The sequence below is a fragment of the Pseudomonas gingeri genome (genome assembly GCF_013386115.1).
GTDB classification, from domain to species: Bacteria; Pseudomonadota; Gammaproteobacteria; order Pseudomonadales; family Pseudomonadaceae; genus Aquipseudomonas; species Aquipseudomonas gingeri.
This window is the reverse complement of the sequence record NZ_JACAOR010000014.1, coordinates 328,296-342,604: the sequence shown is the minus strand read 5'-3', so window position 1 is coordinate 342,604 and position 14,309 is coordinate 328,296. Positions and strand designations below refer to the sequence as shown.

Sequence of the window (14,309 nt, the reverse complement as noted above, 5' to 3'; positions counted from 1 at the left end):
GCAATATTCAGGTCGCCCGGTTCGCCGCCTGGATAAAGTCGATAAAGGCCCGCAACTTGCCCGGCATCTGTGCCCGATTGGGGTAATACAGATGAAAGATCTCACTGTCCGGCGAACAGCGTTCGAACAGCGGCACCAGTGCTCCAGCCGCTATCGGCCCGGCCGCCAGGGACGCGAAGACATAGGCCAGCCCATGACCACGCAGTGCGGCGGACAACGCCGCCTGCATCTCATCGACGATCAGCCCGCCATTGACCTCGATCCGCGTGTGCCGGCCCTCGACGCTGAAATCCCAGTCCAGCAGGCGCGAGCTGCTCACCAGTCGCTGGCGGATACAACGGTGCTGCAACAGATCGACCAGCGCTGCCGGTGTACCAAAGCGTTGCAGGTACGCTGGCGCTCCCACGACGATCAGTTGCTGCGGGCCGCCCACCGGGACCGCGATCATGTCGTTGTGCAACGCATGGCCCAGGCGCAGCCCGACATCAAACCCCGCGCCGACGATATCGCTGAAACCGTTGTCGAGGGCGACATCGACGATGATCTGCGGGTACTGCTCGAGAAAGGCCGGCAAATAGGGCTCGATCACCCGCCCGTAACCGACATGGGAAGTGTTGATCCGCAACAGCCCGGAGGGTTTGCCGGTGGCCTCGGCAATGCTCAGCACCGCCCCGCGGATCTGCTCCAGCGCCGGCGCCAGGGATTGCAGCAACTGCTGGCCCGCCTCGGTCAACTGCACGCTGCGGGTGGTGCGGTTGAACAGGCGCATGGACAGGCGCCGTTCCAGCTGGTTGATCGTCTTGGACATCGCCGTGGGCGACACCTGCAACTCGGCGGCGGCCCTGGAAAAGCTCAGGTGCCGGGCAACGGCTTCAAAGGCGATCAGGCCCGGCAGGTGAACCCCGCTGGCGGGATGACTCGATGGATTCACGGCGCGGTATCTCCCTTGGATCAGGGATCCATTATGAACCTCTGGTTCATAGCCGAACAACAATTACCCCGATTATCGCCAGGGGCTCGAAGCCGTAGGCTTTCTCCACACCTTGTTTCCACTGTCGGAGAAAGCCATGAGCACTGCACACAACCCGCTTCAACTCGAAGGCAAAGTCGCCCTGATCACCGGTGCCAGTTCCGGCATCGGCCGGGCCGCCGCCATTGTCCTGGCACGACGGGGTGCCCGGGTCATCGCCGCGGCCCGCCGCCAGGGCGAGCTGGACGAAGTGGTGAAGATCATCCGCGCCCACGGCGGCATGGCCGAATCGATCATTGTCGACGTGACCCGGGAAGCAGATATCGAGGCGATGGTCCGCTTTGCCGTGGACACCTATGGCCGCCTGGATATCGCTTTCAACAATGCCGGCACCGAAGGTGTCTTCGCGCCCTTGCTGGAGCAGGATGGGGAACGCTTCGACCTGGTCTTCGAGCCCAATGTGCGGGGCGTCTTCAACTGCATGAAGTACGAAGCCCGGGTCATGCTTGAACAGGGCTTTGGCAGCATCATCAACAACGCCTCCATGGGCGGCGTGATCGGCTTTGAAAATGCTTCGCTGTACATCGCCACCAAGCACGCGGTGGTCGGCATGACCAGGACCGCGTCCATCGAATGGTTCAAGCATGGAGTACGAGTCAACGCCCTGTGTCCGGGGCTGATCGAGACGCCGCTCCATCATCGCGGGATCTGGCCGTCGGTGGAGGCCCAGCAGGCTTTCGCCGCCGCTACGCCAGCCGGTCGTTTCGGCACCGCCGAGGAAATGGCCACGGTGGTGGCATTCCTCGGTTCCGAGGACTCCACCTATATCTCCGGCCATGCGCTGCTGGCCGACGGAGGGTACTCGGTGGCCTGACCGACCTTGGCGTGCCAGCGAGATCTTCGGTGAACTCAAGGGCCCTTTCGCGGGCAAGCTCGCTCCCACGGTAATTGCGCAGGGCACAAAACTGTGGGAGTGGGCTTAGGCAACGCGCGCGCCTACAGCAATTGCGCAGGACACAAAAACTGTGGGAGTGGGCTTGCCCACGAAGAGGCCGGCACAGGCAACGCTCGCCCCTACAGCAATTGCGCAGGGCACAAAACTGTGGGAGTGGGCTTGCCCACGAAGAGGCCGGCACAGGCGGCGCGCATCTGTCCTCAGCGCGTGCCCGGCGCCATGAACTCGGGGCCTACCGGGTCCTTGATGGTGTTGAGCAGGATCTGGTCGATCTGCTTCAGGTCATCGGCCGACAGGCTCCAGCCGAATGCCTCTTCAAAGCCCTTCAGTTGCTCCGGCTTGCGGGCGCCCCACAGGGCGATGATCGGGCCCTGGTCGAGTACCCAGCGCAGGGCCAGGGCCAGCACCGATTTGTCGTACCGCTCGCGGGCGAACAGATCCAGCGCCGCCACGGCGGCCAGGTACTGTTCGAAGCGCGGAGCACGGAATTTCGGATCGGCGCCACGGATGTCGTCACTGCCGAATGCCGTCGAAGGACTCATCGAGCCCGTCAACAGCCCCCGGCACAACGAACCGTAGGCCAGCACGACCATTTCATGCTGCCTGGCATATGGCAGGATATCGCTGTCGATCGCCCGCTCGAACAGGTTATAGGGCGGCTGCACGCTGGCCAGGGCGGTGTACTCGCGGAACTCGTCCATCTGCGCCGGCGAATAGTTGCTGACGCCGACCGCAAGGATCTTGCCTTCCTGACGGAGCTTTTCCAGTTCCCCGGCGGTTTCCTCCTGAGCCACCAGCGGATCGGGCCAGTGGATCTGGTACAGGTCGATATAGTCGGTGTCCAGGCGACGCAGCGAGTCTTCGACCTCATGGCGAATCCGTCTGGCCGTGGCGTTGCGTCGCACCGATCCATCGTCCCACTGCAAGCCGGCCTTGGTGGCGATCACGGCCTGGTGCCGCACACCCGCCAGCGCCTTGCCGATCAGGAGCTCGGAATGCCCCTTGCCATAGACCGGCGCGGTATCGATCAGGTTGATGCCGCTGTCGAGGGCGTGGCGAATGGTCTGGATGGACACGGCGTCGTCGGCGCCACCCCACATCCAGCCGCCCATGGACCAGGTGCCCAGGGCGATGCGCGAAACCGGCTTGTCGATACCGGCAATGCTGATGTGTTCGATGCTCATGAAAACCTCTGTCTGAGTCGAAGGGAAGAAAGGTCAGTTACTCTAGGTCATCCATGGTTGAATAGGGCTCAACACCCCGTTAACCCGACTTGCCCTGGAAAATCCTCGAGATGGCCGGATTCAACCGCTCCGAACTGGCGGACCTCAATGTCTTCATGGCGATCATCCGTCGCCGCAGCTTTCGCCAGGCAGCCCATGAACTGGGGGTCACTACCTCCGCGCTGAGCCACACCATGCGCAATCTGGAAACCCGCCTGGGAGTCAAGCTGCTCAACCGCAACAGCCGCTCGGTGGAACCGACCGACGCCGGCGCCCTGCTGGCGCAGAAACTGGCGCAGGGTTTCGAGACCATCCAGGGTGCCCTCGACGAGCTGGACCTGTATCGCCACGCCCCGATCGGGCGCCTGCGCCTGAACGTCCCTCGCGACGCGGCCAAGCTGCTGATCAGCCCGGTGCTCGGTCCGTTCATGGCGGCCTATCCGCAGTTGCACCTGGACCTGATGGTCGAGGACCGCCTGGTGGATATCGTCGCCGAAGGCTATGACGCCGGTATCCGCTACGGCGCGACAGTGCCCCAGGACATGATCGCGGTGCCCCTGACCGGCGAACTGCGCTGGGTGATGGTCGCGTCCCCCGCCTACCTGGCCCGCTATCCGGCCCCCGAGACGCCGGACGAGCTGCTGCGGCATTCGTGCATCAAGATGCGCCTGGGCAACAACACCGCCTACAGATGGGAACTGGGCAACGGCGAGCGCCAGATCCGCATCGAGGTGCCCGGCATGCTTACCGCGTCCGACACCCAGGCCTCGATCGACGCCGCCCTCGCCGGCATCGGCATCGCCTACTGCCTGGAACGCCGGGTCAGCGCGGAACTGCACGACGGTCGTCTTTGCGAAGTGATGCCACACTGGTCCTGTACCGGCGCGCCGCTGTACATGTACTACTCCAGCCAGCGCCAGTCACAACCGGGGCTGCGCCAGTTGATGGACATGATTCGCCTGCAGAACCTGGGCTCGCAACTGATCGAGCCGACACTTTCGAGAGTCACCGAATAATCCCCGTGCTAGCGTGTTAGCTCTCGGTAGGCGCGGACATTCCACCGTGCGGTCCTGGAGACTCGAATGAAGAGCTTGTTAGCTGTGATCGCCCTGGCAGCGGCCTGCCTGAACACGGTAGCCGTGGCGGCGGCCGACGACTGGAAACTGGCCCACGAGGAAGACGGTATCCAGGTCTTCCTCAGCAAGGCACCCGGTTCGCATTACCAGAGCTTTCGTGGCGAGGTCGATATCAAGGCCGATGTCTCCACCCTCAGCGACCTGCAGGAAAACCTCCGGGTGGCCTGCAAGTGGCTGTATGCCTGCGCCGATATGCGCCTGCTGAAAAACGATGGCGACGACACCTGGGTCTACCTGACCACCGACCTGCCCTGGCCGGCCAGCCCGCGGGACATGGTGTTGCATGTGCACACCGAGCGCAACGACGACGGCAGCCTGATCCGCCACCTCGACGCGGCGCCCGACTACACCCCCGCGGTGCCGGGATTCATCCGTGTGCGCCAGCTGACGGGCACCTGGAAGATGCTGCCCAGGAGCGAAAATGAAACCCGCGTGACCTACCAGTTGCAGGCCGAGCCGGCGGGAGACATTCCTTCCTGGCTGGCCAACCGGTTTGTCGTCGATGCGCCAATGATCAGCCTCAAGACCCTGCGGGCGGTGGCGGAACGACAAGGGATCCGCCCGGCGGCGGCGGATGCCGGAACGACCGCACCCTGACCGCCGGTAAGCGAAGGGGTCAGTGGCCCAGGCGCTGCTTGAACCCTTCGATCCATGCCCGGACCATGGCCGAGTAAGGCGCTTCGGGCCGCGCCATGGCCTTCATCTCGCCGAGTATCTGGTCCTGCAGGAAACGCAGGCGCTTGGCGATACGCTCATCGCGATCCCGCCGGGCCTGGTCCTGCGGATCGATGATCGGTACATCCGGATCAGGGTCGAGCTCCTGGGCCATCAGGCCCATTTCCAGCGCCAGCATCTCCAGGAACTCCAGTTGCCGCAGCAAGCGCGTGCGCTCCTGCACCAGGCCGAGCCGATTCAAGCCGTAGACATGGATCGACACCGTGCCCTTGAGGCTCAGTCCCGTCTCCCGTGCTTCCCGGACCAGGCTATCGATGGCCGTGCCGGTGAGCGACGGCAGGTCGCTGCCCGGATGCGGCCTGGGCAAGACCAGGCCGATCAGGTTCTCGCGGTCGATATGAAACCTGAGGTGTTCGTCCGGGTTGTCCCGACAAGGGTCAAGCAACAGCGGGTACTCGGCGACCAGGTCGGAGCCTTCGGCCATCGCCCGCTGGCCGAGGATCGGGAAGCTGTCCTTCTTCCCCGTCAGTACCACACTCGCTTCACTGAAACCCTGGCGATGATCCAGCAGGGTCTGCAGCTTGGCCGACAGTTTGGGCGTGACCTGCTTGCGCTTGCGGTTGCAATCGATGCAACTGGGCAGCAGGTTGTCCCAGTCCATGGCCAGCCACCAGTAACCCGGATGACCGCTCTCCTCGGACACCGCGCCCTTGGGCCGGTAATGCTCGACATCCACCGGCGCCGTGGAGGCAAAGAAGCTTTCGCAGTAGGCGCACTTGCCATGGAACAGCTCATCGAGCTGCTTTTTCACACTGTCGGACTTGTAGACCGCAAATGCCGGCGGGCTGCCCGTTGGGGCGCGGAAGTAAGCTTGCAACTTGCCCAGTTCACGGGCGGCAGCCGAGTCGGTTCCGGACAGGGCATCGGGCAGCTTGGCGGTCTTGCGGATAACGGCACGCATGGTTCAGAGCGACTCCAGAATATCCAGGATACGTTGCCTGGAGGCGCTGCGCAGCTCACCCAGCCTGGCGCTCGACGCCTGCCGACGGTTCTTCAGGTACTCCACCACCGCCTCCTGCACCAGCCGTTGCACTTCGGTGGAACCCACCGGCAAGGCATCGCTGATATCCCGCTCGAAGCGCGCCCAGGCCTTGAGTTGCGCCTCGTTCAAGGGGTCATTCTGCTCGCGCGCGGCGAGGATATCGGCAAACCGCGCCAGTTCGCGTTCGGTGCCCGGCTGGTCGGTAGAGGTCAGGCTGAAAAAGTCCGAGGTCAGCAGTTGTTCGATGGTCAACTGGCTGACATCGGGCAATTCGACCAGTTGCTCGACCATGACCGGCAACTGGGTCTGGGGATCGCAGTCGCGGGCGACCCGGTGCATGACGATCACCTCATGGGCCTGCATGCCGCGCAGGCACAGCGGGTCGTGGGTGGTGGCGATAAAAGTGACCTTGGGCAACGCGCTGCGCAGGGCACGCATGATCTGGATCTTCCAGCGCGGATGCAGGTGCGCCTCGACCTCGTCGATCAGCACGATGGCCTGGGCCGTGGCCAAGGTGTCGAAGAACGGGTTGACCTGTCTGTTCATCAGGCCCTGCATGATGTCGCAGACCATCGCCAGGATCGAACGATAACCCGACGATGCCAGGCTCAGGGGCGTTTCATGGCGCGTCTGGCAGCCCGCGGTCGTGGTCACGATCAGGCAGCGCTGGCGCTCCTGGTCGCGCACCATCACGTCGAACTCGCCTTCGATCGACAGCACGTCCCGCAGGGCCCGTACCACCATCTTGAAATCCGGTTCCTTGAGGCTCAGCAACCACTTCTCGGGGTTGGACAGCAACACATCCGACTGGAACAGGTTGATGATCGACTTGGCCGCGCTGAAGCGCCGCACGCCCTTCTGGTACTGGCGAAAGGCACCGTAGGCGAAGACCGGCGGCAGCTGGCTCGGGCCTTCGACCGAGTAGACGCCGTCGGCAATGGTCAGCGTCCTGCGCACGCCCTGCTCGAAGGTGAGGGTCACACTGGCCGAGGCCGCCTGGGGCAACGACGCGGCGCCCATCAATTCCGGATTCAGCGGTAGCGCGCTGACATCCAGTTGCAACTCCGCCCTGGCCTTGTCCGTACACAGTGCCAGGGCGGTGGCCTCCAGCAGCGAACTTTTCCCGGCGGCGTTTTCGCCGAGAATCAGCAATGCCGGCTGCAAAGGTGGTGCGTTACCTGTAAAGCCCTGTGAGTGCTCGGAAACCGGCAGGTTCAGGCTGAGCTGTTCAATGCCCTTGAAATGATTGAGCTGGATCGAAAGCAACGAGGGGAAGCGCTCCGAGGCCCCCGTGAACGACTCGCTAACGTACCTGACGCTTTTGAGGCTTGCATCGGTATACCAGGCCCGCAGCCGGGAGAGACGTTGACTGAAACGCTTGTCACGGGCCAGAACCATGAAGCTCTCGGCGATCTTGAGCCGCGACACAGGAAGAGGCTTTTCCCCCGAAAGCGTCAGGGCCGAAACGACTCGGCAGCACAGCAGGTACCAGATGCCGCCAAACTCCATTCCAGAAAAGTCGAAAATGGCCAGATACCCGGGATGTGTCAGGGAGTCACCCTTCATGAGTTGCTCGAAGGTGCGCTCGATCAGCGTCCTCATGTAGCGATGAAGAGCCGTTCCTCTCTGCGCGCACAGCGCCGAGCGGTTGAGATTGAAATGCTGGGCGGTCAGTAGCCCTTCGGCACTGAGTCCGACCAGTTCCCCCGAGGAGAGGTCAATATCGAAATGCCTGGCGAAATCATGGTCAACGCAAGGGTCCAGCAGCAGGTTTTTCTCCTTGGGTGGATGATCACGCCACAGCCCGAGGTTTTCCTGCTCATAACGCAGCAGTTGCTGCTTGTCGGGCAAAGGTGCGCGCTTGCCCTTGACCGGGAAGAAACGCGGCTGGTCAGGTATGCAGGCGGCGCATATCGGATAGATATTCTCCCAGGCATGGCGCAGCCAGGCGTAATACAGGTGGGCGGAATCCTGGCCTTTGCTGGGTGCTGCGTTGGACGGTGGGCGAAATTGATACGGCTCGGTTTGCCCGGCACTCTCACAGAAGGCGCATTTACCGTGAAACAGCCGCTGCAGGCCGAGCAGAATCGACGTTTCGTTGAAGTTGTCGAAGCTATCGGGCAGGCGGGTCTGCGCGCGCTTTTCAGGGCTGGCGAGAAAAAACTCCCTGAGCTGGCGCCGTGCGGGGGCAAAATCCGGGCCTTGAAAAATCTCCGGCACCGGCACAAAGCTGCGGTCAAATCGCTGCACGACTCATCTCCCTGACGATCCGGGAAGACCCTGCGGCTTCCCTGAAAAAGCAGGGACTTTATAGGGCCCGCCGCAAAAAGTGGAGCCGTTTTTCGTCGCTGATTCCTTCGCTTGCCGTCAGGTACAAGCCCCCGGATGTGTTGCGCTATGTCACACTGGGCGCCGGAGCGCAGATGCTATATTCCCGCCCCTGCCCAGCGGCTTGAGCACGCCTTCAAGTCCCTGATCGATCTCCTGTTTATCCAGATGACGGTGACGTATTCAATGAGCAGTTCCCTTCCCCTCGCCCGCGATATCGACGGCAAGGCCATTGCCGCCCGGGTGCTCGAAGAAGTCCGGGCGGATGTCGCGGCCCTGGCGTTGCAGGCCGTTGTCCCGGCCCTGGCGGTGCTGCTGGTCGGCGAGGATCCGGCCAGTCATGTCTACGTGCGCAACAAGCTGCTGCGGGCCGAAGAGGCCGGTATCCGCTCGCTCGAATATCGCCTGCCGGCCACCACCACCCAGGCCGAAGTGCTGAAACTGATCGGCGAACTGAATATCGACCCCCTGGTGAACGGCATCCTGGTGCAACTGCCATTGCCGGCGCATATCGAGGAACAGGCGGTGATTCACGCCATCGACCCGATCAAGGACGTCGACGGTTTTCACCGGGAAAACGTCGGCGGGCTGGTCCAGGGCGCCGAAGTGCTGACACCCTGCACGCCCAGCGGCTGCATGCGCCTGTTGCAGGAAACCTGCGGCGACCTGAGTGGCCTGCACGCGGTGGTCATCGGCCGGTCGAACATCGTCGGCAAGCCGATGGCGACCTTGTTGCTGCAGGCCCACTGCTCGGTCAGCGTAGTCCACTCGCGCAGCGTCGACGCCCCGGCGCTGTGTCGCCTGGCCGATATCGTGGTCGCCGCCGTCGGCCGCCCGCACCTGATCGATGCCGGCTGGCTCAAGCCCGGCGCGGTGGTCATCGATGTCGGCATCAACCGTATCGAGACCGAGTCCGGGCCACGCCTGGTGGGCGATGTCGACTACGCCAGCGCCCGTACCGTGGCCAGTGCCATCACTCCGGTGCCCGGCGGTGTCGGGCCGATGACCATCGCCTATCTGCTGAAGAACACCGTGATTGCCACACACCTGCAACGTGGCCGGCAACTGCTCGGCGAGGCGCCGGTTCAGCCATGAACTACACCTACCTGCTGATGCCCTCGCCTGTCGGTCAGTTGAAGCTGGTCGCCAGGGGCGAACGGCTCGCCGCGATCCTCTGGGAAGACGACAAGCCGAATCGCGTGCGCCTGGGCGACATGACCCTCGACCCGGAAAAGCCGGTGCTGGTCCGCACCGCCCGGCAACTGGCGGAGTACTTTGCCGGGACCCGCAACCACTTCGAGCTGGAGCTGGACTTCAGCGGCACCGAGTTCCAGAAAAAGGTCTGGCAGGCCCTGCTGACCATTCCCTTCGGTGAAACCCGGACCTACAGCGAAATCGCCCTGCAGATCGGCAGCACGCTCAAGGCGGTGCGGGCAGTCGGGGCGGCCAACGGCAAGAACCCGATCTCGATTGTCGCGCCCTGCCACCGGGTGATCGGCGCATCGGGCGAACTCACCGGCTTTGCCGGCGGGCTGGAGGCCAAGGCCTTGTTGCTGGAACTGGAAGGCTGTCAGTGGGCGAACGCCCGGAAAAACCACTCGGCAACGACAAGGAAACCCCGTGCCAAGGCACAGAGTCCGAATCTGGAACTGCCGTTCTGAAGCGATCGATGCCGGTGGTGCCTAGATCACGCTACCGGCAAAGGCCCGGCGCCCGGCCTTCATTTCAGTGCGCAGCTCACCGATAAAGTTGGCCACCGAACGGACACTGGTGAAACTGCTGGTGGAGACACCATTGAGCTGCAGGTCCACGCGCCCGGAAACCGGATCGAAGATCTTGATCATCAGCGCGCCGCCGCCGTTGACCGTGCAAGTGCAGGACAGCGGCAGAAAACCGGATTCGATGGTCTGGCACAGCTTGTCTACTGGAAACATCACAGTCGTCCTTGAGGGAGGCTTCAGGCCGTTCTTGCCGATTCAGAGTAGACCAGCCGCGGCAACCTGCATGGCCCCTGGCGACTTTGGGCCACGTCATGCCTGCGCCGGATTGAAAGAATGTGAACCCCGTCACAAGGTCCGAGCCGGTTCACTGTTTAGCCGGCAGCGCCACCGCGGCGAACGCCCTGCGCAGGCGCAGCATGTCATCGTCATTACCCACGGTAATACGCAGCCAGTTCGGCCAGTCATTCCAGATTCGTCCGACCCGCACGCCTCGTTGGGCCAGCCCCTGGGCAACGACATCGGCTGGACGACGCAGATTGACCATGAAGAAATTGCCCTGGGCCGCCGTGCAATCGAAGCCCCGCTCGCGGAACCACCCCATGCTTTCATCACGAATACGTGCGTTGGTGCGCTTGCGCTCGGCCAACAAGGAACGATCTTCCAGGCTGGCGATAGCCCCCATCAATGACGATGTAGCGGCTACATTCTGCTCGCCGAGCACATTCAGCTTTTCCAGCAGCGCCGGTTGCCCGACGGCAAACCCGAGACGTGCCCCCGCCATGCCGTAGATCTTGGAAAACGTGCGCAGTACCAGCAGGTCCGGGTGTTCCTTGACCAGCGCGACACAGCTGGGCGCATCGCAATAGTGGATGTACGCCTCGTCCACCACCACCAGGGCGCCGGCGGGCTTGTCCTTCAACAGGCGTTCGATCTGCGCCATGGGCGTGAGCGTCCCGGTCGGATTGTTCGGGTTGCAAATATAGATAGCCCCGGACTGCGGGTCCACCGAGAGCATCCGGTCAATATCGTGGGCATGTCCGGCATCGAGCGGCACCTCATGCACGGGCGCGCGATGGGCCTCGGCGGCCAGGCGTGGCGCCTCGTAGGACGGTGTCGCCATGACCAGGCTGCGCGGACCGGTAAACGCCAGCACCGCCTGCTGCAAGGCGACCTTGGAACCGGCATAGATACCGATGTTTTCCTCGGCGACGCCCAGTTGCCGGGCCAGCAGTGCCATCAACTGATATTGAAACGGGTAGGGATAACGCCCGGACAGGGCAATACCCTGCTCCATGGCCCGTCGTGCGGCGTCCGCGGGGCCCCAGGGACTTTCGTTGAAGTTGAGAAAGACCTCGCTGGAAGCCTTCGCGCCAGAGGGCCGCGCCTCTGAAAACGCCCGCCCGGCCCCACCCAGCAATGGCAATGCCGCCATCAACCCGACCATCGAACGACGCGTGATATCAACCATGAAAAAGCTCTCCCTTGATCAGTTGGACCCGATGGCGTTAACGCCATTTGTGAAAAACTGTTACCAAGGGAGACGAAGCGAAAAAAGTACGATTTAGCAGCAATCGTGTACCAAAAAACCTACAGAAAGCGATCAACAAACGCGCTGGCGCCCAGGTCCTCGTCAGGACGCCGTACCGCGCCGATAAAACGCCAGTACCGCGCCCAGGGTCATCAGCAAGCCACCGGTCACCCGGTTGAACACCCGCAGGTGCCCGCCCTGCAAGCGACTCAACAGCCGTGCACCGCACAGTGCGTAGAACAGCATAATGCTGACATTGAGCAGGGTCAGCACCGCCGCCAGAGCCGCATATTGCGGCAGTTGCGGTTGGCTGCTGTCGATGAACTGCGGCAGGAACGCCGACATGAACAGCAGCGCCTTGGGGTTGGTCAGCGCCACCACGAAACAGCGCACGAACAGCGCGGAAGAACGCTTCTCCGTATCCACCGCCGGCAGCTCGTCGAGGGACCCGGTCGAGCGCAGCATTTTCCAGCCGAGCCAGACCAGATAAGCCGCACCCAGCCATTTCACCGCCTGGAACAGCGTCTCGCTGGCCTGCAGCAGGATCCCCAGGCCGCAGGCCACGGCCGTCACCAGCAGCGCATCGGCGAGCACCGCCCCACCCATGCCCCAGGCCGCGGCCCGCACGCCGTGGTTGGAACCGTTGTGCAAGGCCAGCAACACCGTCGGGCCAGGCATGGCGATGATCGCCGCCGAACTGATCAGGAACAGCAGCAGGGTTGTCAGCGTCATGAAGGTCGCCTTGAAAGTGAAAAACAGCCGCCATTCTGCGGCCTGCACCGATGCCCATCAACCGCGGGTACGGCATCCTGTCATTTGCACTGGACGGGGCTAAGCTGTTTCGTGATAAAACAAGGATCAGCACTGAAGCGTTTCAGCGTGTTTCCCACCAGACAGGGTGATAGCCTCATGACCGACCAGAAGCTGCTCGATTCACTGTTTCCCGCCGCCGCGGATATTCCGGAAAAATACCGCTTCGAAGGCCAGCTGGAGCAACGCGAATACCTGGTCAACGGGACCTTGCGCAGCTGGGACGGCCCGCTGGCGCAGGTCCGCAGCCCGGTGTACCTGAGCACCGCCAACGGCGATGAACAAGTGATCCTCGGCAGCACGCCGCTGCTCGATGCCAACACCGCCCTCACCGCCCTCGACGCCGCGGTCCGCGCCTATGACCGTGGCCAGGGCGAATGGCCGACGATGCGCGTGGCCGAACGTATCCAGCATGTCGAAGCCTTCCTGCGACGCATGCGCGAACAGCGCGAGGCGGTGGTCAAGCTGCTGATGTGGGAGATCGGCAAGAACCTCAAGGATTCCGAAAAGGAATTCGACCGCACCTGCGACTACATCGTCGACACCATCAATGCCCTCAAGGAACTCGACCGACGCTCCAGCCGCTTCGAGCTGGAGCAGGACACCCTCGGCCAGATCCGCCGCGTACCCATGGGCGTGGCGCTGTGCATGGGTCCCTACAACTATCCCCTGAACGAAACCTTCACCACCCTGATCCCGGCGCTGATCATGGGCAACACCGTGGTGTTCAAGCCGGCCAAGCTCGGCGTGCTGTTGATCCGTCCGCTGCTGGAAGCCTTCCGCGACAGCTTCCCGGCCGGGGTGATCAACGTGATCTATGGCAGCGGCCGGGAAACCGTCAGTGCCCTGATGGCCAGCGGCAAGATCGATATCTTCGCCTTTATCGGCACCAACAAGGCCGCCAGCGACCTGAAGAAACTGCATCCCAAGCCCCACCGCCTGCGCGCGGCCCTCGGCCTCGACGCGAAGAATCCGGGGATCGTGCTGCCGGAAGTGGACCTGGACAACGCGGTCAACGAATGTGTGACCGGTTCGCTGTCGTTCAACGGCCAGCGCTGCACCGCGCTGAAGATCCTCTTCGTGCACGAGGCGGTGGTCGACCGTTTTATCGAGAAGTTCAACCGCAAGGTGCAGAGCCTGCTTCCCGGCATGCCGTGGGAAAACGGCGTGTCGCTGACGCCGTTGCCGGAAGCGAGCAAGGTCGACTACCTCAACGGCCTGGTGGCCGATGCCCTGGGCAAGGGTGCAACGGTGGTCAACCCCGGGGGCGGCCAGACCCGCGCCTCGTTTTTCTACCCGGCGGTGCTGTACCCGGTGAATGCGCAGATGCGCGTGTACCAGGAGGAACAGTTCGGACCGGTGGTACCGATCGTGCCCTACCGCGACCTGGAAACCGTCATCGACTACGTGCTGGAGTCGGATTTCGGCCAGCAGTTGAGCCTCTTCGGCACCGATTCGACCCAGGTCGGGCGCCTGGTGGACACTTTCGCCAACCAGGTCGGCCGGATCAATATCAATGCCCAGTGCCAGCGTGGCCCGGACACCTACCCGTTCAACGGACGCAAGAACTCCGCCGAAGGCACTCTCTCGGTCCATGACGCCTTGCGGGTGTTCTCGATCCGCACGCTGGTGGCGACCAAGTTCCAGGAGAACAACAAGGCACTAATCAGCGACATCATCCGCAATCGCGAGTCGAGCTTCCTGACCACAGATTACATTTTCTAACCTATGTAAACTTTTGAAACATATTTATTGAAACTCGGCGAGCCGGCAGGCCAGGGATGGACTACCGCCTGACGCCGAGTGCGTCATCCTGGGCGTTGTACTCAAGGGACACGTGTGGCATATGGCATCTGGCCATGCATCGCGACGATGCCATGGCCATGATTTTAATACTAACCACACTGCCCTATCATCAAAT

Annotated in this window: 13 protein-coding genes; 6 read left to right on the top strand and 7 right to left on the bottom strand. The window is 62.8% G+C overall.

Annotated features, from left to right (window positions below; all coding sequences use genetic code 11):
- Positions 1–7 precede the first annotated feature (7 nt).
- Complete coding sequence (locus HX881_RS28270) at positions 8–931, bottom strand: LysR family transcriptional regulator (protein ID WP_177087800.1); 924 nt, start codon at positions 929–931, stop codon at positions 8–10.
- 136 nt (positions 932–1,067) lie between these two features.
- Here HX881_RS28270 and HX881_RS28265 point away from each other — a divergent pair, with 136 nt between their 5' ends.
- Complete coding sequence (locus HX881_RS28265; RefSeq protein WP_017125162.1) at positions 1,068–1,844, top strand: SDR family NAD(P)-dependent oxidoreductase; 777 nt, start codon at positions 1,068–1,070, stop codon at positions 1,842–1,844.
- Between the two features lie 281 nt (positions 1,845–2,125).
- On the opposite strand, the gene HX881_RS28260 is transcribed toward HX881_RS28265, so the two are convergent.
- On the bottom strand, positions 2,126–3,109 hold the full coding sequence (locus HX881_RS28260) for an aldo/keto reductase (RefSeq protein WP_177087798.1): 984 nt from the start codon (positions 3,107–3,109) through the stop codon (positions 2,126–2,128).
- Between the two features lie 110 nt (positions 3,110–3,219).
- Here HX881_RS28260 and HX881_RS28255 point away from each other — a divergent pair, with 110 nt between their 5' ends.
- Complete coding sequence (locus tag HX881_RS28255) at positions 3,220–4,164, top strand: LysR family transcriptional regulator (protein ID WP_177087797.1); 945 nt, start codon at positions 3,220–3,222, stop codon at positions 4,162–4,164.
- A 66-nt stretch (positions 4,165–4,230) separates the two neighbouring features.
- Positions 4,231–4,881 (top strand): START domain-containing protein, encoded by a 651-nt coding sequence (locus tag HX881_RS28250; RefSeq protein ID WP_177087795.1) that lies wholly within the window; start codon positions 4,231–4,233, stop codon positions 4,879–4,881.
- A gap of 19 nt (positions 4,882–4,900) precedes the next feature.
- Here the strand turns inward: HX881_RS28250 and HX881_RS28245 are convergent, their stop codons facing one another.
- Both HX881_RS28245 and HX881_RS33075 read right to left on the bottom strand, forming a co-directional pair.
- Entirely contained in the window at positions 4,901–5,920 is a 1,020-nt protein-coding gene (locus tag HX881_RS28245) for an endonuclease (protein WP_177087793.1), read from the bottom strand.
- A gap of 3 nt (positions 5,921–5,923) precedes the next feature.
- A complete protein-coding gene (locus HX881_RS33075) occupies positions 5,924–8,251 on the bottom strand; it encodes an AAA family ATPase (RefSeq protein WP_343054852.1) in 2,328 nt (775 codons plus the stop codon).
- A 264-nt stretch (positions 8,252–8,515) separates the two neighbouring features.
- Here HX881_RS33075 and folD point away from each other — a divergent pair, with 264 nt between their 5' ends.
- A complete protein-coding gene (gene folD / locus HX881_RS28235; RefSeq protein ID WP_042934611.1) occupies positions 8,516–9,424 on the top strand; it encodes a bifunctional methylenetetrahydrofolate dehydrogenase/methenyltetrahydrofolate cyclohydrolase FolD in 909 nt (302 codons plus the stop codon).
- A complete protein-coding gene (locus tag HX881_RS28230) occupies positions 9,421–9,990 on the top strand; it encodes a methylated-DNA--[protein]-cysteine S-methyltransferase (protein ID WP_177087792.1) in 570 nt (189 codons plus the stop codon). Before folD ends, HX881_RS28230 begins: the two co-directional genes overlap by 4 nt.
- Positions 9,991–10,011: 21 nt before the next feature.
- Here HX881_RS28230 and HX881_RS28225 read toward each other — a convergent pair whose 3' ends face one another.
- The 3 genes from HX881_RS28225 to HX881_RS28215 all read right to left on the bottom strand — a co-directional run bounded on the left by HX881_RS28225 (position 10,012) and on the right by HX881_RS28215 (position 12,310).
- Complete coding sequence (locus tag HX881_RS28225) at positions 10,012–10,263, bottom strand: DUF1652 domain-containing protein (RefSeq protein WP_017124362.1); 252 nt, start codon at positions 10,261–10,263, stop codon at positions 10,012–10,014.
- Between the two features lie 151 nt (positions 10,264–10,414).
- On the bottom strand, positions 10,415–11,518 hold the full coding sequence (ptaA, locus tag HX881_RS28220; protein WP_177087790.1) for a pyoverdine biosynthesis transaminase PtaA: 1,104 nt from the start codon (positions 11,516–11,518) through the stop codon (positions 10,415–10,417).
- A gap of 162 nt (positions 11,519–11,680) precedes the next feature.
- Positions 11,681–12,310 carry a LysE family translocator gene (locus HX881_RS28215; protein ID WP_177087788.1) on the bottom strand — a complete coding sequence of 210 codons (630 nt, stop codon included), beginning with the start codon at positions 12,308–12,310 and terminating at the stop codon, positions 11,681–11,683.
- A 177-nt stretch (positions 12,311–12,487) separates the two neighbouring features.
- Here HX881_RS28215 and HX881_RS28210 point away from each other — a divergent pair, with 177 nt between their 5' ends.
- A complete protein-coding gene (locus tag HX881_RS28210; protein WP_177087786.1) occupies positions 12,488–14,113 on the top strand; it encodes an NADP-dependent glyceraldehyde-3-phosphate dehydrogenase in 1,626 nt (541 codons plus the stop codon).
- Positions 14,114–14,309 lie beyond the last annotated feature (196 nt).

Bases quoted from the DNA above. Each gene is read 5' to 3' on its own strand.
- HX881_RS28265 (WP_017125162.1), top strand. From the start codon at position 1,068: ATGAGCACTGCACACAACCCGCTTCAACTCGAAGGCAAAGTCGCCCTG.
- HX881_RS28260 (WP_177087798.1), bottom strand. From the start codon at position 3,109: ATGAGCATCGAACACATCAGCATTGCCGGTATCGACAAGCCGGTTTCG.
- HX881_RS28255 (WP_177087797.1), top strand. From the start codon at position 3,220: ATGGCCGGATTCAACCGCTCCGAACTGGCGGACCTCAATGTCTTCATG.
- HX881_RS28250 (WP_177087795.1), top strand. From the start codon at position 4,231: ATGAAGAGCTTGTTAGCTGTGATCGCCCTGGCAGCGGCCTGCCTGAAC.
- HX881_RS28245 (WP_177087793.1), bottom strand. From the start codon at position 5,920: ATGCGTGCCGTTATCCGCAAGACCGCCAAGCTGCCCGATGCCCTGTCC.
- folD (WP_042934611.1), top strand. From the start codon at position 8,516: ATGAGCAGTTCCCTTCCCCTCGCCCGCGATATCGACGGCAAGGCCATT.
- HX881_RS28230 (WP_177087792.1), top strand. From the start codon at position 9,421: ATGAACTACACCTACCTGCTGATGCCCTCGCCTGTCGGTCAGTTGAAG.
- HX881_RS28225 (WP_017124362.1), bottom strand. From the start codon at position 10,263: ATGTTTCCAGTAGACAAGCTGTGCCAGACCATCGAATCCGGTTTTCTG.
- ptaA (WP_177087790.1), bottom strand. From the start codon at position 11,518: ATGGTTGATATCACGCGTCGTTCGATGGTCGGGTTGATGGCGGCATTG.
- HX881_RS28215 (WP_177087788.1), bottom strand. From the start codon at position 12,310: ATGACGCTGACAACCCTGCTGCTGTTCCTGATCAGTTCGGCGGCGATC.
- HX881_RS28210 (WP_177087786.1), top strand. From the start codon at position 12,488: ATGACCGACCAGAAGCTGCTCGATTCACTGTTTCCCGCCGCCGCGGAT.